We start from the raw sequence: 22,284 nt of genomic DNA on the forward strand, positions 1-22,284 counted from the left end.
CCGCCCTCCGACGGCGCCGACTGGCGTTGCTTCAACCCTAAACCAATACGACAAGATAATGCTCGCATACAATCTGCTAAAGGTCTAAGAACAAATCCAGACAGGGGGAAACGCTGGGAATTACTGGCCTTGCGGGCGATTTGAACCGCTTCGCCGAGCCAATGCGCGACGAAATGTCCAAAATTTGTGCATTGCGAACCGGCGAATGAGTGGTCTATTTTGCGGTGGACTGGGAGCGGACGAAATGGCCAATGCGGTTTTAACCATCAGCAGCAAGAATTACTCGTCCTGGTCGCTGCGCGGTTGGTTGCTCTGCAAGATGGCCGGGCTTAAATTCGAAGAAATGCGCCAGTCTATCGACGACCCCGGCGCGCGGGCCGAACTTCTTCTGTTGTCGCCGTCGTTTCTCACCCCGGCGCTCGATCACCAGGGACTGCATGTCTGGGATACTCTGGCGATGGCCGAATATCTCCACGAGGTTTTTCCAAAGGCCGGGATCCTGCCCGCCGACCGCGCCGCGCGCACCCACAATCGCTCGGTCTCCGGCGAAATGCACTCCGGCTTCAGCAATCTGCGCTCGGCCCTGCCAATGAACATCAAGGCCTTTTTCCCGAACTTCCGGGTCTGGACGGGGGCCAAGCCCGATATCGAGCGCGTCTGCGCCATCTGGCGCGACTGCCTCAGCCAATATGGCGGCCCCTTCCTGTTCGGCGCCAAGCCGACGCTCGCCGACGCCATGTTCGCGCCGGTCGCCTCGCGCTTCGCCACCTATAACGTCCCGCTCGACTCGGAATGCGCGGGCTTTCGCGACCATATCCTCAACTGGGCGCCGATGGTCGAATGGTCCGAGGCCGCGAAAATCGAGCCGGACGAAATGGAAGAACTCGACGTCGAATTTTAGGACGACCTACCAAAAAGTGGACACCGGTTTTTCGCCAAAACATCGCGAAATCCAAAAACACCGCGAAATCAGCCAATCACACGTCTGTTGCGATTCAATCGCATCCCAACGGACGCCGGGGCCGCGACCCGCTTCAAGCAGAGAAAGCATCAAAACGCGTAGCCGAGCCGGAGGCCATAGTTGGTGAGCCCACGATTGGGATCGCAAAGACCTTTATTCGAATAATGCTCGATCGTTCCCATGACGCTCCATCTTGCGTCAATATGATAGCCAACCGAAGCGTTCTCATGAAACGACACGTTGCAGCCCATGGGATTGTGGCCGGCGGGAACGATCAAGCCGCCATAGCCGTCGTTGGCGGCGCCGCCGAACGAGGCTTCGAGGAACAGACCGCGATAAACATCGACGTCCCAAGTGACGCCGCCGTAGACATTGCTCGTCTTGCCAATGAAATTGATCGTCACGCCGAATTGCGGTCGCGGAATGAGCAGATTCCAAAAATAATTGGGCGATGTCGCGAATTTGGTGAACAAAAGCTCGGCATTGAGATCGGCCGAGCTCGCCTCCGGACTTAGCGGATCATGTGCGAAAGCGCCAATGCGCAACTCGAACGGCGCCGGCGGCGGCGCCTCGCCCAGCGCGCCAAAAGGAGAGAGATCGGCGGCCCCGGCTTCGACCGTCGCCAGGACAAGAAAAAAGCCGGCCTGGAACAAAAGCTTCATTGCTGGCCAAACCTGTTTCGTGAGACTCGCCGGCGCGGGCGCTGCCGACGTCGATAGGGCCAGATCGGCCATTTGTAAACGATCTTCCGGGCGATTGTTTCGCTGGCGAGGAGTTTACGCAACAGTCCAAGGCGGCCAAAACCAAACTGGCCGAAATCGAAGGATTAGACAGCGAATCCCTACCGACCCGCTTCACTCGATGCGCTTGACGGCGCGCCTCGGCGCCAAGGGTTGATCGAACCTGTTGAAGGAAAGGTTCGCGCCTCGGCCGCCTTACTTGAGATAGCTGACATAAGCAGCGACGGCGGCGAGTTGCTCGGGGGTCAGCTTATGGGTAAAAGGCTCCATCATCGCCGAGGTGTCCGGTTTGGAAGGATCGAGCCCGCGCTCCTTGTTCCAGTTCGTGATCTTCCTGATAATGTAGTCGTTGAGTTGGCCCGCCAAGCGCGGAAAGGCGCCATTCCCCTTCGCGTCTTCGCCGTGACAGGACGCGCAGGGCGGAACTTCGGCGCTGGGAATCCCCTCCTCGAAGATTTTCTTGCCCATGGGCACGAGATCCTTCGGCGCGCCGCCCAGCGGCGGCGGGTCGAAACTATTGAAATGCGCCGCCAGGGCGGCGACCATCGCCGGGCTCAAGACATGAGCGACATTGTTCATGACGGGGTTGGTTCGCCTGCGCTCGATGAAGGCCTTGAGCTGGTTCTCAATATATTCCGGTTGCTGCCCGGCGAGTCTCGGCATGGGAGCAGAACCGCGAAAACCTTGCGCCGAAACCCCATGACAGGTTTGGCAATAGGATAGCTTGGCCTGAAGTTCCTGCTCCGAAACGGAGCCCGAAGCTTTTTCTTCGGCGCGGGCGCCTGCGCTGAAAAGAAGGGCGAGAATGGCGGCGTGCGACAGCGTCCTGAAGCCAATGGTTTTCATGCTCTCCCTCCAGTCATTATTTCGCGCCGCCCTTGCGATGGCGCGCCGACCGAGAAAGGTCGGATTAAGGCTCGCTTCGCCGATAGAAAGCGCGCCTGCCGTTATACCATGCCGCCGCCGTTCAACTGGCCGATTTACGACGCGGCGTCCCAGGAAGTCGCCCCGCGAATAAGTATAATTTTTTAACGCAAGGCGCGAGCCGACTCAACAGTAGCCGCTTATTGTTACACGGCAAGATCGCCCCTCGCCAACGGAAAACGCTTTTGAACTCCGGGGCGCAGGCTAATCGCGGGCCCTGTTTGACGATTCGTCGCAAGAAATGGTCCCCGGGGCTTGAATCGCGCCGTCGCCGGCCAGGCCGAGCATCTTTTGCTGGAGGCGTATTTAGACTTTTGGCTAGCGACAATTTGCCGCAACTGATGCGCCAAAAGCACAGTTGGCAAGTAAAACGGCGCGATTGGCTTGAAAACAGCGGGCGGAGAGTTGTTATCCCGCAATGAAGCTTATACGAATTGCAAAATGCTCGAACTCCCCCTCGGTGATTCGCCCCTGTCTCGCCCGAGCAAGGATGGAAAAGAGCGATAATAAAGAGACCTGTTCGGCTGAAGTTTTCAGATCGCGGCCGCGCGGCGATACAAAATGGAAATCGTGGAGGCGATAATCATGAGGGCTAATGGTTTACGATTGGCGTTGCAATCGGCAGTCTTTGCCTTCGCCTTCACCGCTATAGGTCATGCCGCCGACGAAGGCGGCGGCGGCTCCCCGCAGGGATTTCACGCCAAAGTGGAATATTGCCAAACCTGCCACGGGCTTTCGGCGGAAGGATATCGTGGTTATGTCGTCATGCCGCGGCTGGCGGGACAGCAGCCCGAATATGTCGAGAACCAGCTGCGCGCCTTTACCGAGCGTCGACGGTTGAACCCTGTCATGGTCAACGTGACGCACGGGTTGACGCCCGGGATGATCAAAGCCCTTGCCGAGCATTTCAAATCGATGAATCCGCCGCCCTTTGGCGGCGCGCCGGGCGGATCGCTCGCTTTGGGAAAAAGCATTTTTGAGACAGGGCTGCCGGAAGCCAATGTTCCGGCCTGTTCGGCGTGTCACGGCCCGGATGGCAAGGGGCAAAACCAGATTCCGCGTCTGGCGGGTCAGCTCTACTGGTATACGGTCAAAACCTTGTCGAGTTGGAGCAAGGAACGCGGGCAAGGCTCCGCCAAGGACATTTCAGCCATCATGTCGCCGACCGCGCATAATCTGACCCCGTCGCAGGTTTCCGCGATCGCCGCCTATGTCAGCAATCTCAGGTAAGCCGTTCGGCTGACGAAGCCTTTGCCTTGATGAATGCGCCCCGCGCGAGAGAACTGGATCATGAAGCACATCAGCTCTGGAATTGCGGCCCTGGCGCTGTTTTTCTGCTCCGCCGGCCCGCTTTTCGCGCAAACTCCGCCCGGTCGGATTTTTCCGGACGAACCCCTTCCCAAGAATTGCACCTGGTGCCACGGCGTCAATTCGGCGCAGGGATTTTCGACGGCGCCGCGATTGGCCGGCCAAAGAACGAGTTACATCGAAAAAGAGATTGGCGCCTTCCACGAGCATATCCGCGACAATCCGAATTCAAAGAAATATATGTGGAACGCCGTCGGAGATCTCGGTCCCAGCGCGGCGCGTGATCTGGCCGCTTATTTTTCGGCGCAGCCGCCCCGCGCCGCCGAAGACGGCAACAGAGACCTGGTGGCGGCTGGCAGACAGATCTACCAGGAGGGGATCGCGGAGACGAATATCGTCACCTGCACCGTCTGCCACGGCCCGAACGCCGAAGGGATTCGCGATATTCCTCGTCTGGGCGGCCTGTCCTACTATTATTTGAAAAGACGGCTTGAGCAGTGGAACGAAGGTTACCACGCAGCGGCGGCGCCTATGCCGCAAGTTGCGCGCGCATTGTCCGCGAATGAAATCGAGGCGCTCGCCTCGTATCTGAGTTTTATCGAGTAAAATTCGCTCGAGTCGACGGCAATCGTTACGCAGGGTTGAAAAAACGCGCTCCCTTGGGAGACATTGAGGAGGACCGATCGCATGGTCGGAATGATTGATCTCACCAAAGCTGTCCTTGCCGGCGTCCGCCGGGCCACGGCTTTTTGGGGCGCGGCGCCGTCCGCCTTGCTTCTCGCTCTGGTCGTCAATTGCGGCGTAGCCGACAAGGCCGCCGCCATTCCCGCCTTCGCCCGCCAGACCGGCCAGACCTGTTCGACCTGTCACACGGCCTTTCCGCAGCTGACGCCTTTCGGCCGCCGTTTCAAACTGGGCGGCTACACGGCCGGAGGCGGCGACACCAGGGATCTCCCGCAGCTCTCCTTCATGCTGCAATCGGGATATACTCATTATAATGTTGGTCTCACCGCGCCGACGGGAAATTACTCCTCCCCGCCCGGCGGCGGCTTCAACGGCGTGAATAACTACGTCGATCTCGCCCAGCAGATTGCCATTTTCTACGGCGGCAGAATCTACGGCAATCTCGGCGGCATGGTTCAAGCGACCTTCAGCAACAGCTCCAGCCGTGATTTCGCAATCGACAATTCCGACATCCGCTATGCCGACAGCTTCAAATTCTACAATCACGACGTGCTCTGGGGCCTGACCGCCAACGACGTCCCCACGATGCAGGATGTGTGGAACACCACGCCGGTCTGGAGTTCGCCCTTCATCACATCGGCCTTCTCGCTTTCGCCGGTCGCCAACACGATGATCCAGTCGTTCGGCCCCGGCCAGACGCTGGGCGGCGGCGGCTATCTTTTCGTCAATGACACCTGGTATGCGGAACTGAGCGCCTATGGCTCTTTGACGCCGAAAGCACAGTTGACTCTCGGCATTCCGGGTTCGTCGGTCGGTCCGGCGATCAGCGGCCTGGCGCCCTATTACCGGGTCGCCATGGAACAGAACTGGGGCGACCATTCGTTCATGATCGGCGCCTATGGCATGAACGCCAATGTCACTCCCGCCTATTCATACGGCTTCGGCACCGACAACATGTACGACGCCGGCTTCGATTCGCAATATCAATGGATCACCGATGTCCACGCCGTCACCATTCGCGCCAATTATATCTGGGAGCGCCAGCTTCTCAATTCGAGTTTTGCACAAGGCTTTAGCGCCAACCCGACGGACTATCTGCGAAGCCTGAAGATCGGGGCTGAATACGTCTACAACAACACCTACGCGTTCACGGCGACCTATTTCCAAATCACCGGCAGCCCGGATGCGGTCATCTTCAGTCAAAATGCGTTCATGTCGCCCAATTCGTCCGGCTGGATCTTCGATCTCGCCTATCTGCCCTTCTCGCATGGCGGCCCCGACCTCTGGCCGTGGTTCAATACTCGGCTCGGCGTATCCTATACCTTGTTCACCAAGTTCGATGGCAGCGCGACGAATATCGATCCGACCAATTGCCCCTACTGCCGCAACGCCAACAACAACAACACCCTTTTTGTTTATGCCCTCTCCATGTTCTGAGAGCGTGCGCACATAGGGCAAAATATTTTAAACGACCGCCTTCGAGCGGTCGTTTTGCTTTTCAGGGCGCCGCCTGCGCCCAGCGAAGAAGGGTGAGGCGCTCGTCCTCGTCGAGAGGAGGCGCTACGCCCGGCGGCGGCATGGCGCGGGAATAAACGGCGGCGCGCAGGATTTCCGCGCGGTGTTTCGTCACCTGGGCGCCGGTCGAGAAATCCAGCCCCGCCGCCGCGCGGAAAAGGCCGGAATGCGCCGGCGCGTGACAGGCGACGCAATGCTGTTCGACGATGGCTCGCGCCGCCCGATCGCCGGGATGCAGCACGAGGGCGATGGCCTCGCCGGCGGAATGCGCCGCCGCCTTTTCGCGCTGCTGCTCGAAGGGCGCGGAAAGCAGCAGGCCTAGAACGAGACAGACCGCAGCCGCGCGAAAAATTCTCCAGTCGGAGCCCAGCCCGCGCGCCCGCTTGAGAAAGGAACGCCGGATCAGAAAGCCCGCCGCCAGAAACAGCGCGGCGGCGGCGCCATTGTGCGGACCGGCGAAAACCAGCGGCGCGTGACTCGACAGCATGAAGAACACCACCGGCAAGGCCAGATATTGATTATGCAGCGCTCGCGTCGCGGCGACTCCCACGTCGTCCGCGTCGCACTTCTGGCCGGCGCGCAACGCGGCGAACCGTCGCTTCTGCGCCGGAACGATGACATGGGCGATATTGGCGGTCATGATCGTCGCGAGCAGCGCGCCGAGCAGGGGATAGGCGGCCCGCCCGGCAAAAAGATGGGTCAGCAGAAAGCCCAAAGCGGCAGCGAAGACGAAGAGCGCGCCGAGCAGGGCGTCGCCGCTCAACCCGCTTTTCTTGCATAAAAGATCATAGGCCAGCCAGGCGGCAGGCAGCAGGCCGAGCGCGACGGCGATCGCCGCCCAGGACGGCGCGTCCCAAAGCGCTGGATCGATTAGATAAAGTTCCGGCGCCGCGCAGAAAATCAGGCACAGCAGAGCGAAGCCGCTGGCCCAGGTCGCATAGGCCTCCCACTTGAAATGAACCGCCCGCTCGAAATCGTCGACATTTTCGGCGCGGCAGAATCGAAAGATTCCGCCGGCGTGAAGCAGCAGGATCTGTGGCCTCGGGTCTTTGCCTCGAGGGCGCATGGCCAGATCGAGACGCGCCAGAGCGAAGGCCGAGCCGACCCAGACCATGGCGGCGACCACATGCAACCAGCGCAACAGGATCGTGGCGTCGTCCGTCAGCAGGGAAATCAGCGCCATGGCTTCGTCTCTCTATGGCTCGCTCAGTCCGCGAAGATACCAGCGATGGAGTATCAGGATGATAAGAAAGGTGAACAGCGCGGCAAAGACCGTGTCGGACAGGTAATGCCCACCGAAGGCCATGCGCAGGGCGGCGGTGGTCGCCGTGAAGACCAGCGCCGCGCCGACCGCAAGGGCGCGCAAGGGCGGCGGCGCCAGCAGCGCCGGCGCCAGAGTCCAGGCGGAAGTCGCGACTTCGCCGGAGACGAAGGAGCAGTTTCTCCGGCATTCGCCGTCGAAGGTCTCGTAAGGGCGAAAGCGCCAGGAGCCGCCGAATTCAAGAGTCTGTTCCGGGCGGGGGCGGTGGGAGACTTCCTTCAGCAGGCCATTGACCAGCAGGCCCGGCCCCAGCGCGAGGGAAGCGAGCAGGAAGATTACCGCGCGACCGTCCGGGCCGCGCCGCGAACAACCGAAACGGTGGGCTACATAGGCGACGAGCAGCAGGGCCAGCAGCACATAGGGGGCGTCGTAGAAGAAACGTCGCCCGATTTCGCCGGCCGGACCGCGGCCGACGAAATGGCCGGCGTCGTAGAAGAAACGCGCCGCCAGGAGATCGAGATCGGGCCAGAGCGCAAACAAGGCCAGGCAGGCCAGGGTGGCGACAAGGGTCACGATCAGCATTTTTGACGTTGGCACGGCGGGCGCTTCCTGTGGCGTAATTGGGATGCTCTAGACAAGTTTTGGCCCCCGGTCGAGCTTGCCTCCCGCGGAAGCGCTGACGCGAAAAGATTTGCGCAGGCGCTGCGCCGGTTTTCGCGGTAGAACTCGGTTGCTTTCGAGGATTCGCCGCAGGAAAATGGCTGACCGTGCGGCAGCAGGAGCGAGAATGGCCCAGCTCGATTTCTGGTATGAGTTCGCCAGCACCTATTCCTATCTCGCGGCGATGCGCTGCCAATCCGTCGCCGAGGCTTCGGGCGTGCGCCTGCGCTGGCGGCCTTTCCTGCTGGGCCCGATCTTCGTGGCGCAGGGATGGAACACCTCGCCGTTCAATCTCTATCCGGCCAAGGGGCGATACATGTTGCGCGACCTGGAGCGCATCTGCGGCCAACGCGGGCTGACGTTCCGCCCGCCTGAGCCGTTTCCGCAAAATTCTTTGCTCGCGGCGAGAGTGGCTCTGGCGGTTCCGGAGGACCGGAGACCGGAATTCAGCCGCGCCGTCTATCTGGCGGAGTTCGGTGAGGGCCGGAACATCGCCGACGAATCCCTGCTCGGCGAGTTGCTTTTGCGCCTCGGCCTGCCGGCGGCGGAAATTTTCGAAAAGGCGAAATCCGACGCCGTTCGCGCGATGTTGCGCGAGGAGACGGCGACGGCGCAAAGGCTCGGCCTGTTCGGCGCCCCGAGCTTCGTCGCCGGGGACGGCGAAATATTCTGGGGCGACGACCGGCTGGAACAGGCCGTCGCCTGGGCGAAAGGCGAGCGATGACCGGCGTGGTTCTGCCCGAATTATCGGCCGAGGAGGTCGAACGCTACGCCCGTCATATCGTGCTGCGCGACATTGGCGGACCGGGCCAGCGCAAGCTGAAAGCGGCGCGGGTCGGCGTCATCGGCGCCGGCGGCCTTGGCGCGCCGCTGCTGCTTTATCTCGCGGCGGCGGGAATCGGGCGGGTGACGGTGATCGACGACGACGCCGTGTCGCTGTCGAATCTGCAGCGCCAGGTCCTGTTCGGCGAGGCCGATCTCGGCAGACCCAAGGCGGAAGTCGCGGCGGAAGCCTTGGCCCGTCTCAATCCGCATGTCCGGGTGATCGCCCAGGCGGTGCGGCTGACGGCGGACAATGTTCGCGCCCTGATCGAGGACTGCGACGTCGTCGCCGACGGCTCGGACAATTTCGACACCCGCTATATCGTTTCCGACGCCTGTTTCCATGCAAAAAAGCCGCTGGTGACGGCGGCGGTCGGACAGTTCGACGGCTCGCTCACCACGTTGCGGCCTTTCGAGAAAGGGCCGGATGGCAGGCCCAATCCCACCTATCGCTGCCTGTTCCCGAAAAAGCCGCCGCCTGGCGCCCTGCCGACCTGCGCCGAGGCGGGCGTGCTGGGCGCCCTGACCGGGATGGTCGGCTCGCTGATGGCGCTGGAAGTAGTGCGGGAAATCGTCGGCTTCGGCCAGTCCATGGTGGGGCGGCTGGCCTTGTTCGACCTCGCCGCCATGCGTTTCGAAACGCTGACCTATGGTTGGGACGAGGACAATCCGCTGAACGGCCGGGGAGCGAAAAACGCCGAATGAGGGGAAGCGCGCCAATTCTTCCCCAAAATCAACTCACCGCGACGATGACGATCTCCACCTTGTATTCCGGCGCGACCAGTTTGGCCTCGACCGTGGCGCGGGCCGGAGTTTCGCCTTCGACGACCCATTTGTCCCATTCGGCGTTCATTTCGGAGAAGGTCGAAATATCGGCGAGATAAATCGTGGCCATCAGGATCTTGGTCTTGTCGCTGCCCGCTTCGGCGAGCAAAGCGTCGATCTGGCCGAGGATTTCCGCCGTCTGTTCGCCAACCGAACGGCCGGCTGTCTTGTCCGCGACCTGACCGGCGAGAAAAATCGAATTGCCGAGCAAGACGCCCTGGCTCATGCGCTTGCCGGGATGCAATCTTTTCAGAGACATTTTTTAGCCTTTCGCTGTTCCGCGCCGCGATAGACCATCGCTGCGCGCCGCGCAAGGCAGCGTTAATGCTCGGCCTCCCCCGCGGGGCTTGGGCTATGGCTGAGTCTCTCGCTCAGGGCCAGGAGCAAGGCCGAGAGGACGAAGGCGAGATGAATGCCGACGCTCCACATCAATGAGCGGTCGCTCTCGTTCTGGATCTCCATGAAACTGCGGAGCGTCTGGATGCCGGAAATGGCGACGATGGAGGAGATGAGCTTCAGCTTCAGCCCGCCGAAATCGATGCTCGCCATCCATTCCGGCCAGGACTTGTTGCGCCCCGGGTCGGTGCGCGAAACGAAATTCTCATAGCCGGAGAAGATCACCAGCACCACCAGCGAGCCGGTCAGGCAGAGGTCGATCAGCCCTAATACTTCAAGCACGACATCCGATTCCGTCGAACCGAAGGCGGTTTCGACGAGATGAAAGACATGCTGGCCGGTCTTGAGCAGCAGGACCGTAAGGCTGAGCGCCAAGGCGAAGAAAAACGGCGCCAACAGCCAGCGGCTGGCGAAAAGCACATTTTCCATCGAGATGACGAACTTGTTGCTGGAATTCATGCTCAACCTCGTATCCCGAAACAGGCCGTCACACGTCGAGACCGATGGGACAGGCGACGCCGCTGCCGCCGAGGCCGCAATAGCCCGCCGGATTCTTGGCAAGATATTGCTGGTGGTAGGATTCGGCAAAGTAAAATTCCGCCGCCGGCCGGATTTCCGTGGTGATCGGCCCATAGTGATGCTCGGCCAGCGCCGCCTGATAGGCCGCCTTCGACTGCTCCGCCGCCGCCAGTTGCGCCTCGGTCGTCGTATAAATGGCGGAGCGATATTGCGTGCCGACGTCATTGCCCTGGCGCATGCCCGCGGTCGGATCGTGCGATTCCCAGAACAGCGCCAGCAATCGGGCGAAAGAAATCTTCTTGGGGTCATAAACGACCTGCACGACCTCCGCATGGCCAGTCATGCCGGAGCAGACTTCCTCGTAGGTCGGATTGGGCGTGGCGCCCCCGGCATAGCCGACGGCCGTGACATGGACGCCTTCGCCGGCCTGCCAGAATTTGCGTTCGGCCCCCCAGAAACAGCCCATGCCGAACAGCACGCGCTCGAAACCTTCCGGATAGGGTGGCGCTAGCGGACGACCGTTGACGAAATGGTTTTTCGCGGTGACGAGTCTTTCCGACCGGCCGGCCAGAGCTTCGGCGGCCGATGGGATTTGCAGCTTCTTGCGGATGGAAAACATCGAAGCCTCCTGAGTTACCGCTCATTTGGGGACGAGCGGCGCGATAGGCGAGGTTTTTTTGATTTTTTCGCGGTATAAGAACGGTTCTAACGATCTTCGGGGGCCGGATGGACTGGGACAAGCTGCGCATTTTTCACGCCGCCGCCGCCGCCGGCTCCTTCACCCATGCCGGCGCAACTTTGCATCTCAGCCAGTCGGCGGTCAGCCGGCAGGTCGCGGCGCTGGAATATGATCTCAAGACTTCGCTGTTCCATCGCCATGCACGGGGGCTTTTGCTGACCGAACAAGGTGAAATGCTGTTTCGCACCGTGCAGGAGGTCATGGGCAAGCTGGAAGGCGCCCGCCTGCGCCTGTCGGATTCGCGAGAGAAACCGCATGGCGAGTTGAAGGTCACCGCCAATACCGGCTTTGGCGCCGCCTGGCTGGCCCCGCGCCTCACCGAATTCCGCGAGCTTTATCCTGATGTCGACCTGACCGTCATCCTGACAGAGGACGAATTGGACCTTTCGATGCGCGAGGCCGACATCGCGTTGCGCCTGCGTGAGCCGACACAGCCGGACCTCATCCGCCGAAAGCTGTTCTCGATCCATTATTCCCCCTATGCTTCGCGCGCCTATCTCCAGAATTACGGCCGTCCTAAATTGGCGGAGGATCTCGACGCGCATCGCATTGTCGCCTTCGGCGTCGCCGGCGCACCCTATCTGAAAAATCTCAATCTGCTTCTGACCCTTGGACGGGACGCGAAAAACCAGCGCGTCCCGTCGATCTCGATCAACAATATTTTCGCCATGCTGCAAGTGATCGAGAAAGGCGGCGGCGTCGGCATCCTGCCCGATTATATCGTCAACGAGAATTCCCCGCTGTCGCGGCTCGATCTGGGCGCGGAAATGCCGGTGCTCAATTGCTGGCTGGCCTATCCGGAAGAAATGAAGAATGTCGCGCGCCTGCAGGCGTTCCGCGATTTCCTCGTCGCCAACGTCCCGCTCTGGCGGTTTTGAGCGATGAGGACAAAACCTCGACGTCCGCGTAAGCGACCGCAGGCCATCCAAAGACGCCACAGGCGTAGCTGAAAAAACCAGGGTGCGTCAGCTCACGACGGGCGGCGGCGTCTTGGTTTCTTGATCGCCGACCGCGGGTGGAACGGCAGGAAGCCTATCCGAACGACAGCCCGATCGAACTCTCCGGCTAAGCTCTACGTGTTTATACTCTCCTCCGATCTCTTGTAATCGGCCAAAAAGCTGACATTTTATCAAGGATGTACTTCTTTCGATCAAATGTTCTGCCTATTTGGCCAAAAGGGGAGCCAAAGAGGTACGGGTCGCCGATGGGGGGATTTGTCGCATGGAAATTTGAGCCGGCGTTGGCGGGGCAATATCAGCACGTGCGGCTGATGTTAGCATTGCGTGATCGCACCTCGAACTATTGATGCGCCGTTGTTCAGTTCTTAAAATTGGCTCTTGAAGATCTGGGGGCGCCCTTGAACGATGCAACAGAGAACTAGTCGCTTAAAGGCTTAAGTTTATCAATGACAACGCTGCGTTAACCTCTCCTGACAATTTGGTCGCCTGGCTGCCGCGTTTTGTGTTTTGATAGGGTATCGTTAGCTCCTGTAACGTACCCTATCATGTGTATATGATAAGGAGGAAGATGATGTCACGGCCGTCTCGATTAGCCATCGGCGACACAACCAAGTGTCAGGTGCTGACATTTTCTGATAAAGAAAATGAAACTAGTAATGCTATAGCTAATACCAACAAAGATACAGGTTTTGCTGTTTTAATCGTTGAGCGAAATATATTTTTTCGTGAATGCTTACAGAAAAGCATGGGCGGTTATTCGCTGAGCAGGATCGATACGTGCTCGAGCCTCTCAGAGTTGACGAAGGTTCAAACCGAGCAACGCGCTTCTCTGGTGGTGCTGTCCGTCGTCTCGCTTACCGAGGAGGAGGCGGAAGCGGAAATTGCGCTGCTGAGCGATCTCGATCCGTCAATGCGATCTATTGTTCTAGCCAAAACCGACGACTTGAACGATGCTTTGACCGCCCTCCGCCAGGGGGCTAACGGCTACATATCGATGGGCGCAGGATTTGATATTTTCGTGCAAGCCTTGCGATTCGTCGCCGCTGGCGGAACCTATGTGCCGCCGGAATGTCTGCTCGCGGCCAAGAAGGCGCAGCAAGCCTCGTCCGAGCATGCTTCGGTGAGCGGCATCACCACCCGTGAAATGGAGGTGATCCAGGCGGTCCGCCAGGGCAAGGCCAACAAGGTGATCGCCTATGAACTCAATATAAGCGAGGGCACCGTCAAAGTGCACTTGCGGCAAATCATGAAAAAGCTTCATGCCACGAACCGCACCGATGTCGCCGTCAAGAGCGTCGAATTGATCGACATGAGCCGCCTCGGGCTTACCGGAGGCTCCCAGTCCGTCGAGGATGGGACGGTGGGGAAGTTGAGAGCGCGCATTTGAAGGCTTCGGCTGCCTGAAGATTTAAAGACGAAAGCCCGCTGAACGACGTTCAGATGGTTCTGTTCAAGAAATCGTGCGGATCAAAGCGGCAACCGCCCCACGATAGCGCTTCAGGCGCTCGCCGACCGCAGCATCGGCGCTGATCCCTCGCAATTGCCGGTCTTTTTCCGCCATCCCTTACGCCCGATAGCGCGCCGCGGCGTGTTCCTGCCGGAAATTCGGCAACATCGCCTTTCGCGCCGCCGCGAAATTCTCCCATTGGCCAAGCTCCGGCAGCGGAGGAACGGTGACGGCTTCCTCGCGGTCGAAACCAACGAGCGCTGCGTCGACCAGTTCCCCGACATCCATCATCACCGGGATCGCGTCCGTCGAAAGTCCGGAGCGTTCGAATATCTCGGTGCGAGTCGCGGCGGGAAGCACCGCCTGGACATAGACGCCCTGGGGGCCGAGTTCGGCCTGGAGCGATTGCGACAAGGTGAGGACATAGCTCTTGGTCGCCGCATAGACGCCCGGCATGATCTCAGGCGCGAGCGCGACAACCGAGGAGATATTGACGATCGCGCCGCGTCCCTCGGCGACGAAGCGCGGAGCGACCGCGCCCGCCAGACGCGTCACCGCGATTACATTAAGCCGGATGAGCCGTTCCAGTTCGTCAAGGTCGGCGGCCGCGAAACCGCTCTTTAAAGCCGCGCCGGCGTTGTTCACCAGCACGCCGATGCGGCGGTCGTCGCGCAGCCGCGCCTCGACGGCGGCCAGTTCTGCGCGCGAAGTGAGATCGGCGGCCAGGACGTCAACGGCGACGCCAGCCCCGGAGCGCAGGCGCGCGGCGGCGGCTTCCATGCGCTCGCGGTTGCGGGCGACAAGCACGAGGTCGTGCCCGCGCCGCGCGAACCGCTGCGCGTAGGCGGCGCCAATGCCGGAGGAGGCTCCGGTGATCAAAACGGTCTTGAGACGATTGTCGGCCATGTCGAGCTCCTCTCCGTTAAAGTTAAGGCGCAAAGACTTCCTGTTCGGGTCTTTTTAGAGCCTGCGAGCGGATCGGTCGAATCGGAAAAAGCTCTAGCCGCGACGCGGCACGACCAGCCTTGCCGTGAAAAGCTGGGCTAATTCGCCGCGCTGATTGCGCGTTTCGCTGCGCAGGGTAACCATTCCCCGATCCGGCCGCGAACGCGACGGCTTGATCTCAAGAACTTCGCTATTCACGCTCAGCACATCGCCGGGCCTGGTCGGATTGGGCCAGGCGATCTCGCCCCCGGCCCCGATCATTCCGCCGGCGATCGGCGCCCCATCCCCGACCAGAAGCTTCATGGTGATCGCCGCGACATGCCATCCGCTGGCGGCCAGACCGCCAAAAAACGTGTTCTGCGCCTCCTGCTCGTCGAGATGGAAGGGCTGCGGATCGAACTGACGGGCGAAAGCCTTGATCTGATCGGCGTCGATCTCATGACTTGCGCTGGCTAAGCGCTGGCCGGGAAACAGGTCGTCGAGATAAAGAGCCTCCAAAACCGCATCTGTCATGATCCGCCCCTTTTTCGGCGCGTCAACGCCCCGGCGCTTACTTGCATTATAATAGCTACCCATCCAATATACGGATGACGACTGAGAATGCGCAAGCGCGGATGGATTGCAGATGAAGCGCAAGAGTTTTGCCGACATGCAATGTCCGATCGCCCGCGGCCTTGAGCACGTCGGCGAATGGTGGAGCATTCTCATCATGCGTGACGCCCTCAATGGCTTGACGCGCTTCGACGAGTTTCAAAAAAGTCTCGGAATTGCGCCAAACATGCTGACAAGGCGGCTCAATGCGCTGGTCGACGCGGGCCTGCTGGAACGGCGCGTCTATCAGCAACGCCCGCCACGACACGAATATATATTGACGGAACGAGGACGCGATTTCCGGTCGGTCGTCGTTTCCCTTCTGGCATGGGGAAATCGGCATTTCGCACCGGAAGGCAAGAGCGTGATCGTGGTCGACGCCGAAACCGGTCTGGAAGCCGAACCCTTGTTGATTGACGGCGTGAGCGGTCGCCCCATCGACCAATCCGGTTTCAGATATGCGGCGGGTCCCGCGGCAAGCGAGAGGGTCCGCCGGTTTTATGCTCGAAAAAAAGACGGCGGTCATCCTGGCGACAGAGCAGCGGAATGAAACGGCGCCGCTCTGTACTGCCCGCCCGCCGCGTTCAATAACCCGTCATCTCCAGATAGCCTTTCCCCTCGTGCGAGCCGTGAAAGGCGATTGGGCCTTCCCAATAAGGAAAGCTTGTCGCCATCCAGCTGTCTGCGTTCACCGGCGACGTTTCGACGTCGAGACCGTGGCTCTTCACCCGGAGTTCCCATCTGACCGGCACGTCTCGACCAGCGATATGCGCCTGCGAAATTGGCAAGAGCGCAATCTCGTTGCGATCGAGCGCCTGCGGGACGCCGTCGGCGCCGATCCAGGTCCCGGCGAGAAAATCTCCGCCGGTCTCGTCTCTCAGACGAAAAACCATCAGCTTCTCGCCGGTCGAGAAATGCAAGGAAAACCAGTCCCAGCCCCTTTGGGTCGCTGCAAGAGGCTGGCTGCTCCATTCCCGATCCATCCACGCGAGGCCTGACAGCTTGACCTCCCTTCCATGAAGCACGAGCACGCCATCGATCTTGAAAAAGGGCTGGCTGAAATAATAGGAAGCGCGACCATCCTCCGATTTGCGGCTGAAGCCGTTCTCGCCGTGCCGAACAAGCGGTTGGTCCGCAGCCAGATCAAACTTGTAGCGAAAGCCCTGGCCGTTGGCCGAGATCGTCATGCGAGAAAGACCCGCGCCGGGCGCTTCTTGGCGCGTCGCAAAAATCCAGTCGTCGATCCACGCGCGAAAAGGCTCTGACACAACGCCCGCCTGCCCGACGCCGCCGCGGGCAAAAGTCTCGGCAAACAAGTGTTCCGTCGCGGTCGTCACCGCCGCGTGCCCCATCCAGATGTTCTGGTTCGCCCAGCCCTGGCGCTCGTCGCCCGGCGCTCCCGCCTGGCGGAAAAGCGTCCACTGCACGCCGTAGGCCGCGCCGGAGGCGTCCTCGAGATTGGCCGTCAGATACCACCACTCCGTGCGAAAACCCGGATGCACCCCGAGATCGCGCGGGAAAACGATGGGCCTCCCAGGGATCGCCTGTTCGAAACCTGCAGCATCCCTCCCCAGCCCCGCGAAGCCGTCCGCAGACGCCGATCGAATGAGCGAGGCGAGGGCGGCGACGCAGACCAGCAAGACCCGCTTAGCGTTCATTGGCGAAAACCTTGGCCAGTTCCGCCGGAGTGGTCCGGAGGAGACGAAGGATCGGCGCGACCGCGGCGACGGTTGCCGTCAGGAGCGCAAGCACCACGACCCCCGCCCATTGCCCCGGAAAAATGTAAAACGGGAGGCGCCAGCCAAAGGCCTGCACGTTCACCACCGCCACCAGGCACCACGCCAGGGCGAGCCCGAGCGGCAGCGCGACAGACGCCGTCGCGGCGGCGAGCAGCAGAATTCTCAAAACTTCGAGTTGCGCCAGGCGCCTGCGCGGGACGCCCGAGGCCCAGACAGGCGCCAACTGCGCCAGACGGAGGTTGCCGAGCGTCGACAGGCTCGCCAGCAGCGCGACGGCCGAGACGATGAGGGTAAGCGTGTTGAGCGCCGCCGTCACCGCAAACGTGTGTTCGAAAATGCGCGTAGAGATTTTCTTGACGGCGGCCTGGTCGGTGACGCGAACAATCTGCGGGCCGAATTGGTTCTGCATCGCCGCGATCAATTGTGGAGCCGCCTCCGGCGCCACCCTCAGTCCATAGGTCACGCGCGGCGCCCCGGGCCAATGCCGCGCCAGTGCGTCAATGTCGATCCGCACCTGGCCCTTCGGATTTCCGTAATCGGGAAAAATGCCGACGATTTTTGCGCGCCAGATCTCGCCCGCAACTGGAAGGTCGAGCGTTAATCCCACTGCGAGATCCAGCCGGCGCGCGAGCTGTTCGCTGACCAGCGCGCCGTCGCCGCGCTGCACGTCGTCCCAGGCGCCCTTCGACTGCGCAAGCATCGGGAAGCGCGACCGGTAGGTCTCGCTGGATGATTTCATGCCGACGACCTCCGTTGGCCAGTCGGCGAGCCTGATGGTGGTTTTCGCCGCCGGCAGCACCGCCGTCACGTCCCGGCGCGTCGCGAGCCAGGCTTCGATGCGCTGCGCTTCCGGCGCTCCCGCCGCTTCGAAATAGACTTCCGCGGCCAGCCGCTCGTCCAGCCAATGCGCGAAGGTTTCGCGAAATCCCTCGACCATGCCGCCGACGCCGACATTGGTCGCCAGAGCGAGCAGCAGCGCCGTCAAGGCGAGCGAGAGGCCGGGAAGCTGTTGCTGGCTGTCCGCCCAGAACCATTGCGCCAACGGCGCGGTCGCGCATTTCTCGCCCAGCCTCAAGGCGCCGGCGAGCAAGTTCGGCAACAGCAGCGCCGCGCCGAAGAGAAGGCCGGCGATCACAGCGAAACCCGAATAGAGGCCGCTTCCACAAAAATACGCAGCCAATGACGCGGCGAATGCAAGCGACGCAAAAAAAGCCCGGCGCCGCATGAATTTTTGCTGCGCCTGCCGCCAGGCGAAGGGCTGGGCGGCCATCAGGACGGGCAGGCGAAAAGCCTTGAACAGGCCGCCGCCCGCCGCGACGAGAGCGCCGAGGAGGGCGATGCCGAGACCCGACAGCCACCATGTCGCGTCGAGCGCCAGCGGCCCCACCACCCGCGCTCCGTAAAGCGCATCGAGACTGGCGGCGACATTGGGCAGCAGGGCGGAGGCGAGCCAGAAACCGGCGGCGACGCCGGCGCTTCCGGCGACCAGCGCCAGCAGCACCAGTTCACCGAGCATCGCGGCGACGAGGGCGCGCGCGGAAACGCCGACCGCGCGCATCGTCCGCACCATCGCCAGCCGCTGCTCGAAAGCCAGTCCGAAAGCCGCGTGAACGATGAAAAACCCGACCAGACAGGCGAGCAGTCCGAAAGCGGTGAGGTTCGCATGGAAGCTTTCGGTCAACCGCCGCATGTCGCCCGCCTCCTCCCCCGGCGGCGGCAGGCGCAGCGCCTTGCCTGCCACCGTCTCCAGCGGCGGCGTCCCGGCCTGTGGCTTGCCGTGCAGGATCAGTCGCGAAACTTGTCCCCGCCGGTCAAGCAACGCTTGCGCCATGGCGATATCGACCACCAGGACGCCGGGCGGCGCGCTGGCGCTCGACCGGATCGGCGGCAGCGTTTTGCCGCCATCGACGGCGATCGCCGCGCCTTCCGCCGCCCCCAGGTCGCGCAGGGTTTCCGGCGCCGCGACGGTCTGCCCCGGCGGGGTAAGAAAGGCGGCGAAGTTGGCGCCGCTTGTCAGGCCGCCGAACTGCAGACCGCGCGGCAAAGTCAAAGGCTCGATACCGATCAACTGGAAGGGCGCTCCGCGGATCAGAACCGTTCCTTCCAGCGCCGGCGAGACCTTCCAGCCCGCCAGCCGCAACTTGACGAACAGATCCTGCGAAATCGCGCCCCCGCCCGCCGGGACCAGGTTTTCCGAGCCGGCGCCAGCGAAAATCGATGCGGCGCGCTCATAACTTTCGCGCGCGTGCTCGTTCAGCGCCTGGACTCCGCTCCACAGCGCCGTGGCTATCGCCAGCCCGACAAACAGCGCGGCGAAATTGGCCGGGCGCCGACGCCAATGGCTCAAGAGCGTGATGATCGTCCAGGAAACCTGTTTCACGGTTTTTCGATCACTCCCGCACTGAGCCGGACCTGCCGTTCGAGTTTTGCCGCGAGCCGCTCACTATGCGTCACCATCAGGAAAGCGCAGGCTGTCGCCGCGACGACGTCGAGCGCAAGCTCCATGAAATCGTCGGCCGTGGCTTCGTCGAGGTTGCCGGTGGGCTCATCCGCCAGCAGGAGGCGGGGACGCATGGCCAGCGCCCGCCCGATGGCGGCGCGCTGCTGCTGGCCGCCGGAAAGCTGTTCGGGATAACGCTCCATGAGATTTTCCAGCCCGAGGCGTTGGACCAGCTCCTCCTGCCAGAGCGGATCGAAACGGCCGGCGAGCCGCGCCTGAAATGCGACATTGGCGCGGATCGTCAGGCTGGGGATGAGGTTGAATTGCTGAAACACAAGGCCCAGGGTTTCGCGCCTCAATGCGGCGTGGCCGGAGTCCGAAAGCCCTGTCACCTCGACGCCGTCCACAAAAATCTCGCCTTGATCGGCGTCATCGAGTCCCGCGACGAGATGCAGGAGCGTGCTCTTGCCGCTGCCCGATTCCCCCATCAAGGCGAGGCTTGCGCCGGCGTCGAGCGAGAGATCGACGCCCTTCAGCACGGCGACAAGACCCTGAGGCGTCTTGTAGCTTTTCTTCAAGCCGGCGATACGCAGCAAGGACGCTTTGGCCTGGCTCGCGCTCCATTCGGTTTGGGCTGCGCCGTCCATCGTCGTGCGAAATTTCATTCGGGGACTTTCAGCTCGCTGAGGAATGCATCCACGTCGAATTGCGCCAGCGCGCCAGTCGGATAATATAGGCAGTCGAAAAAATCGAGCTCCAGATTTGCGCGCGAAAGATCCCTCTTCGCCGGTGAGACGCCCGTTCGCCACGCCCGAAGAAGCGGTCGCCGAACTCGAACGGCTGTATTCGTCGGCGACGGATTCGCTGCGCACGGCGCTCGACGATTTCCGCAACCATCATATCATCCCGACCGAGCAGACGCGCCTGCGCTTTCGTTATCCCGAGTTGCGCGTGTCGTATTTCCCGAGCGGCGAGCGCCCCTCCAATCGCCGCGCTTACGCTAAATTCGCCTCGTCCGGCGTCTATACGACGACCGTCACCCAACCCTCCGCGTTTCAAAACTACCTGCTGGAACAGCTGCGCCCCTTGACGGCCGAATATGGCGCAACCCTCGAAGTCGGCTATGGCGAGCAGGAAATTCCCTATGCCTACGTGGCGGAGTCCCTTGACGAACTGGGCCAAGGCGTCACCGCCGAAGAACTCGCCCGGTTCTTTCCGGTCCCGCTGCTGCCGGCTGTCGGAGACGAAATCGCCGACGGCCTGAGAGAGCTTCCGGAAGGGCAGCCGCGACCGCTCGCGCTTTTCGACGCCGTTCGCGTCGACTATTCGCTGCGTCGCCTGGTTCATTACACCGGCTCGGACTGGCGCTTCGTTCAGCCCTGGATCCTTCTCACAAACTATCATCGCTATGTGGACCAGTTCGTCCAATGGGGCCTGGACCAATTGCGCGCCGGCGGTCCCTACAACCGGCTGCTCTTGCCCGGAAACCTCTGCATTGACGCGGGCCATGCGCCTGGGGAAGCCGCCGCGCTCGTGGCCGCTTCCCCCTGGCATCGCTCGCAGATGCCCGCCTACCACCTCGCAACGCCGGACAACCAGGGCGTAACCCTTGTCAATATCGGCGTCGGCCCATCGAACGCCAAGACCATCACCGACCATCTCGCGGTCCTGCGGCCGCATTGCTGGCTGATGGTCGGCCATTGCGGCGGCCTGCGCCTGTCGCAGCAGATTGGCGACTATGTTTTGGCTCACGCCTATCTGCGGCAGGATCACCTGCTTGACGGACTTGTGCCCACCGACGTGCCGATCCCGGCTCTGGCCGAGGTCCAGGTGGCGCTGCAGGACGCTGCGGCCGCTATCACCGGAGACTGCGGCGAAGCGTTGAAAAATCGATTGCGCACGGGCACGGTCGTCACTTACGGCGACCGGAACTGGGAGCTGCGCTGGAGGCAGGAGCGTCGCCGCATCGACCTGTCGCGGGCCGTTGCGGTGGACATGGAATCGGCGACGGTGGCGACGCAGGGATTCCGGTTCCGCGTGCCCTATGGCGCGCTGTTGTGCGTTTCGGACAAGCCGCTGCACGGAGAGATCAAACTGCCCGGGGCGGCGAGCGCCTTTTATGAACGCGCCGTAACCCAGCACTTGCGGATTGGCCTCGCAGCGCTCGACCTCCTTCGCAACAACAGCGAGACGCTACATTCGCGCAAGCTGCGCTCCTTCGACGAACCGCCCTTCCGCTGATGCGCGAAACGCCAATGGTGGCGGCTCGCTCGCGTCAAAGACCAAGTTTATCATAGTCGCAGGCACGCTTTAACCGGGCTGCGATCACATAATATTGACCACAATATTATTCATCTCCTGGACGAATGTCCAAGATTTCATGGTAGCCGTTAGCTAATGGCCGTCGGTTCAACCTAATACGCTGCATAACGCGGATCTTGTTTTATTCAAAGCGCGTCACGTGGAGTTTAACTGATGATCGCAACCAAAACCTCCGAAGCGATTGACCCTGATCGCCGCCGCTTTTTTCGCGCTGCGGCCCTCACCATCGCCGCTGCGGAATTCGGCACGATCGGTACTGAGCAGGCGCAAGCTGGCGCCGCCACAACGAAGCCGGGAGCCAATAGCGCCTTCGCCCCGCTGAAGCAGATCGACGCCGGTGTCCTCAATGTCGGATATGCGGAAGCAGGTCCCGCCGAAGGGCCGGCTGTCATGCTCCTGCACGGCGGGCCTTACGATATCTATAGCTACGCCGATGTCGCGCCAGCGCTGGCGCCGGCGGGCTACAGTTACGAGCACCGGCTCGTCA

Annotated in this window: 22 protein-coding genes and 1 pseudogene; 11 read left to right on the forward strand and 12 right to left on the reverse strand. The window is 61.6% G+C overall.

The window, feature by feature from the left end; translation table 11 throughout:
- The first annotated feature begins 244 nt into the window (after positions 1 to 244).
- On the forward strand, positions 245 to 901 hold the full coding sequence (locus tag ACLP2E_RS12790; protein WP_442466155.1) for a glutathione S-transferase family protein: 657 nt from the start codon (positions 245 to 247) through the stop codon (positions 899 to 901).
- Between the two features lie 149 nt (positions 902 to 1,050).
- Here ACLP2E_RS12790 and ACLP2E_RS12795 read toward each other — a convergent pair whose 3' ends face one another.
- Both ACLP2E_RS12795 and ACLP2E_RS12800 read right to left on the reverse strand, forming a co-directional pair.
- Positions 1,051 to 1,623: an acyloxyacyl hydrolase gene (locus ACLP2E_RS12795; RefSeq protein ID WP_442463234.1), complete on the reverse strand. Its 573-nt coding sequence runs from the start codon at positions 1,621 to 1,623 to the stop codon at positions 1,051 to 1,053.
- Between the two features lie 273 nt (positions 1,624 to 1,896).
- A complete protein-coding gene (locus ACLP2E_RS12800; RefSeq protein ID WP_442463233.1) occupies positions 1,897 to 2,547 on the reverse strand; it encodes a c-type cytochrome in 651 nt (216 codons plus the stop codon).
- Positions 2,548 to 3,186: 639 nt separating this feature from the next.
- On the opposite strand from ACLP2E_RS12800, the gene ACLP2E_RS12805 reads away from it, so the two are divergent.
- The 3 genes from ACLP2E_RS12805 (at position 3,187) to ACLP2E_RS12815 (ending at position 6,054) form a co-directional block, all read left to right on the forward strand.
- On the forward strand, positions 3,187 to 3,855 hold the full coding sequence (locus ACLP2E_RS12805) for a c-type cytochrome (RefSeq protein WP_442466156.1): 669 nt from the start codon (positions 3,187 to 3,189) through the stop codon (positions 3,853 to 3,855).
- Positions 3,856 to 3,915: 60 nt separating this feature from the next.
- Positions 3,916 to 4,539, forward strand: coding sequence for a c-type cytochrome (locus ACLP2E_RS12810; RefSeq protein WP_442463231.1), 624 nt, complete (start codon positions 3,916 to 3,918; stop codon positions 4,537 to 4,539).
- Between the two features lie 81 nt (positions 4,540 to 4,620).
- Entirely contained in the window at positions 4,621 to 6,054 is a 1,434-nt protein-coding gene (locus tag ACLP2E_RS12815) for a hypothetical protein (RefSeq protein WP_442466157.1), read from the forward strand.
- 61 nt (positions 6,055 to 6,115) lie between these two features.
- Here ACLP2E_RS12815 and ACLP2E_RS12820 read toward each other — a convergent pair whose 3' ends face one another.
- A complete protein-coding gene (locus tag ACLP2E_RS12820) occupies positions 6,116 to 7,315 on the reverse strand; it encodes a urate hydroxylase PuuD (RefSeq protein ID WP_442463229.1) in 1,200 nt (399 codons plus the stop codon).
- 12 nt (positions 7,316 to 7,327) lie between these two features.
- Positions 7,328 to 7,990 (reverse strand): phosphatase PAP2 family protein, encoded by a 663-nt coding sequence (locus ACLP2E_RS12825; RefSeq protein WP_442466158.1) that lies wholly within the window; start codon positions 7,988 to 7,990, stop codon positions 7,328 to 7,330.
- A gap of 190 nt (positions 7,991 to 8,180) precedes the next feature.
- Between ACLP2E_RS12825 and ACLP2E_RS12830 the strand changes: the two genes are divergently transcribed.
- Together ACLP2E_RS12830 and ACLP2E_RS12835 are read left to right on the forward strand one after the other, a co-directional pair.
- Entirely contained in the window at positions 8,181 to 8,777 is a 597-nt protein-coding gene (locus ACLP2E_RS12830; protein ID WP_442466159.1) for a 2-hydroxychromene-2-carboxylate isomerase, read from the forward strand.
- On the forward strand, positions 8,774 to 9,580 hold the full coding sequence (locus ACLP2E_RS12835; protein WP_442466160.1) for a HesA/MoeB/ThiF family protein: 807 nt from the start codon (positions 8,774 to 8,776) through the stop codon (positions 9,578 to 9,580). The genes ACLP2E_RS12830 and ACLP2E_RS12835 overlap by 4 nt, the downstream gene beginning before the upstream one ends.
- A gap of 28 nt (positions 9,581 to 9,608) precedes the next feature.
- On the opposite strand, the gene ACLP2E_RS12840 is transcribed toward ACLP2E_RS12835, so the two are convergent.
- The 3 genes from ACLP2E_RS12840 to msrA all read right to left on the reverse strand — a co-directional run bounded on the left by ACLP2E_RS12840 (position 9,609) and on the right by msrA (position 11,234).
- Entirely contained in the window at positions 9,609 to 9,959 is a 351-nt protein-coding gene (locus ACLP2E_RS12840; protein WP_442463225.1) for a RidA family protein, read from the reverse strand.
- 62 nt (positions 9,960 to 10,021) lie between these two features.
- Positions 10,022 to 10,555 (reverse strand): TIGR00645 family protein, encoded by a 534-nt coding sequence (locus ACLP2E_RS12845; RefSeq protein WP_442463224.1) that lies wholly within the window; start codon positions 10,553 to 10,555, stop codon positions 10,022 to 10,024.
- A 28-nt stretch (positions 10,556 to 10,583) separates the two neighbouring features.
- Positions 10,584 to 11,234 (reverse strand): peptide-methionine (S)-S-oxide reductase MsrA, encoded by a 651-nt coding sequence (gene msrA, locus ACLP2E_RS12850; protein WP_442463223.1) that lies wholly within the window; start codon positions 11,232 to 11,234, stop codon positions 10,584 to 10,586.
- 107 nt (positions 11,235 to 11,341) lie between these two features.
- On the opposite strand from msrA, the gene ACLP2E_RS12855 reads away from it, so the two are divergent.
- Together ACLP2E_RS12855 and ACLP2E_RS12860 are read left to right on the forward strand one after the other, a co-directional pair.
- On the forward strand, positions 11,342 to 12,232 hold the full coding sequence (locus tag ACLP2E_RS12855; RefSeq protein WP_442463222.1) for a LysR family transcriptional regulator: 891 nt from the start codon (positions 11,342 to 11,344) through the stop codon (positions 12,230 to 12,232).
- 652 nt (positions 12,233 to 12,884) lie between these two features.
- On the forward strand, positions 12,885 to 13,700 hold the full coding sequence (locus ACLP2E_RS12860; protein ID WP_442466161.1) for a LuxR C-terminal-related transcriptional regulator: 816 nt from the start codon (positions 12,885 to 12,887) through the stop codon (positions 13,698 to 13,700).
- Positions 13,701 to 13,877: 177 nt separating this feature from the next.
- Here the strand turns inward: ACLP2E_RS12860 and ACLP2E_RS12865 are convergent, their stop codons facing one another.
- Both ACLP2E_RS12865 and ACLP2E_RS12870 read right to left on the reverse strand, forming a co-directional pair.
- The gene (locus tag ACLP2E_RS12865) at positions 13,878 to 14,666 is read right to left on the reverse strand and encodes an SDR family NAD(P)-dependent oxidoreductase (protein ID WP_442466162.1); all 789 of its coding nucleotides are present in this window, start codon (positions 14,664 to 14,666) and stop codon (positions 13,878 to 13,880) included.
- Between the two features lie 93 nt (positions 14,667 to 14,759).
- Positions 14,760 to 15,218 (reverse strand): MaoC family dehydratase, encoded by a 459-nt coding sequence (locus tag ACLP2E_RS12870; RefSeq protein WP_442463219.1) that lies wholly within the window; start codon positions 15,216 to 15,218, stop codon positions 14,760 to 14,762.
- 112 nt (positions 15,219 to 15,330) lie between these two features.
- Between ACLP2E_RS12870 and ACLP2E_RS12875 the strand changes: the two genes are divergently transcribed.
- Complete coding sequence (locus ACLP2E_RS12875; RefSeq protein WP_442463218.1) at positions 15,331 to 15,846, forward strand: winged helix-turn-helix transcriptional regulator; 516 nt, start codon at positions 15,331 to 15,333, stop codon at positions 15,844 to 15,846.
- A 34-nt stretch (positions 15,847 to 15,880) separates the two neighbouring features.
- Here ACLP2E_RS12875 and ACLP2E_RS12880 read toward each other — a convergent pair whose 3' ends face one another.
- From ACLP2E_RS12880 to ACLP2E_RS12890, 3 genes are read right to left on the reverse strand one after another with little or no spacing between them, the layout of a single operon-like run.
- Positions 15,881 to 16,954, reverse strand: a complete 1,074-nt coding sequence (locus ACLP2E_RS12880) for a lipocalin-like domain-containing protein (RefSeq protein WP_442466163.1) — start codon at positions 16,952 to 16,954, stop codon at positions 15,881 to 15,883.
- On the reverse strand, positions 16,944 to 19,415 hold the full coding sequence (locus ACLP2E_RS12885) for an ABC transporter permease (RefSeq protein ID WP_442466164.1): 2,472 nt from the start codon (positions 19,413 to 19,415) through the stop codon (positions 16,944 to 16,946). Before ACLP2E_RS12885 ends, ACLP2E_RS12880 begins: the two co-directional genes overlap by 11 nt.
- Positions 19,412 to 20,140 carry an ABC transporter ATP-binding protein gene (locus ACLP2E_RS12890; protein WP_442466165.1) on the reverse strand — a complete coding sequence of 243 codons (729 nt, stop codon included), beginning with the start codon at positions 20,138 to 20,140 and terminating at the stop codon, positions 19,412 to 19,414. Before ACLP2E_RS12890 ends, ACLP2E_RS12885 begins: the two co-directional genes overlap by 4 nt.
- Before the next feature lie 124 nt (positions 20,141 to 20,264).
- Here ACLP2E_RS12890 and ACLP2E_RS12895 point away from each other — a divergent pair, with 124 nt between their 5' ends.
- Both ACLP2E_RS12895 and ACLP2E_RS12900 read left to right on the forward strand, forming a co-directional pair.
- Positions 20,265 to 21,716 (forward strand): AMP nucleosidase, encoded by a 1,452-nt coding sequence (locus ACLP2E_RS12895; RefSeq protein ID WP_442463215.1) that lies wholly within the window; start codon positions 20,265 to 20,267, stop codon positions 21,714 to 21,716.
- Between the two features lie 234 nt (positions 21,717 to 21,950).
- A pseudogene (locus ACLP2E_RS12900) lies at positions 21,951 to 22,262 on the forward strand (alpha/beta fold hydrolase); the annotation flags it as partial.
- Between the last annotated feature and the right edge of the window lie 22 nt (positions 22,263 to 22,284).

The organism is Rhodoblastus sp. (assembly GCF_052145335.1).
Classification (GTDB): Bacteria; Pseudomonadota; Alphaproteobacteria; order Rhizobiales; family Beijerinckiaceae; genus Rhodoblastus.

Coding starts and splice junctions, on each gene's coding strand:
- ACLP2E_RS12790 (WP_442466155.1), top strand. CDS start 245: ATGGCCAATGCGGTTTTAACCATCAGCAGCAAGAATTACTCGTCCTGG.
- ACLP2E_RS12795 (WP_442463234.1), bottom strand. CDS start 1,623: ATGAAGCTTTTGTTCCAGGCCGGCTTTTTTCTTGTCCTGGCGACGGTC.
- ACLP2E_RS12800 (WP_442463233.1), bottom strand. CDS start 2,547: ATGAAAACCATTGGCTTCAGGACGCTGTCGCACGCCGCCATTCTCGCC.
- ACLP2E_RS12805 (WP_442466156.1), top strand. CDS start 3,187: ATGGAAATCGTGGAGGCGATAATCATGAGGGCTAATGGTTTACGATTG.
- ACLP2E_RS12810 (WP_442463231.1), top strand. CDS start 3,916: ATGAAGCACATCAGCTCTGGAATTGCGGCCCTGGCGCTGTTTTTCTGC.
- ACLP2E_RS12815 (WP_442466157.1), top strand. CDS start 4,621: ATGGTCGGAATGATTGATCTCACCAAAGCTGTCCTTGCCGGCGTCCGC.
- ACLP2E_RS12820 (WP_442463229.1), bottom strand. CDS start 7,315: ATGGCGCTGATTTCCCTGCTGACGGACGACGCCACGATCCTGTTGCGC.
- ACLP2E_RS12830 (WP_442466159.1), top strand. CDS start 8,181: ATGGCCCAGCTCGATTTCTGGTATGAGTTCGCCAGCACCTATTCCTAT.
- ACLP2E_RS12835 (WP_442466160.1), top strand. CDS start 8,774: ATGACCGGCGTGGTTCTGCCCGAATTATCGGCCGAGGAGGTCGAACGC.
- ACLP2E_RS12840 (WP_442463225.1), bottom strand. CDS start 9,959: ATGTCTCTGAAAAGATTGCATCCCGGCAAGCGCATGAGCCAGGGCGTC.
- ACLP2E_RS12845 (WP_442463224.1), bottom strand. CDS start 10,555: ATGAATTCCAGCAACAAGTTCGTCATCTCGATGGAAAATGTGCTTTTC.
- msrA (WP_442463223.1), bottom strand. CDS start 11,234: ATGTTTTCCATCCGCAAGAAGCTGCAAATCCCATCGGCCGCCGAAGCT.
- ACLP2E_RS12855 (WP_442463222.1), top strand. CDS start 11,342: ATGGACTGGGACAAGCTGCGCATTTTTCACGCCGCCGCCGCCGCCGGC.
- ACLP2E_RS12860 (WP_442466161.1), top strand. CDS start 12,885: ATGTCACGGCCGTCTCGATTAGCCATCGGCGACACAACCAAGTGTCAG.
- ACLP2E_RS12865 (WP_442466162.1), bottom strand. CDS start 14,666: ATGGCCGACAATCGTCTCAAGACCGTTTTGATCACCGGAGCCTCCTCC.
- ACLP2E_RS12870 (WP_442463219.1), bottom strand. CDS start 15,218: ATGACAGATGCGGTTTTGGAGGCTCTTTATCTCGACGACCTGTTTCCC.
- ACLP2E_RS12875 (WP_442463218.1), top strand. CDS start 15,331: ATGAAGCGCAAGAGTTTTGCCGACATGCAATGTCCGATCGCCCGCGGC.
- ACLP2E_RS12880 (WP_442466163.1), bottom strand. CDS start 16,954: ATGAACGCTAAGCGGGTCTTGCTGGTCTGCGTCGCCGCCCTCGCCTCG.
- ACLP2E_RS12890 (WP_442466165.1), bottom strand. CDS start 20,140: ATGAAATTTCGCACGACGATGGACGGCGCAGCCCAAACCGAATGGAGC.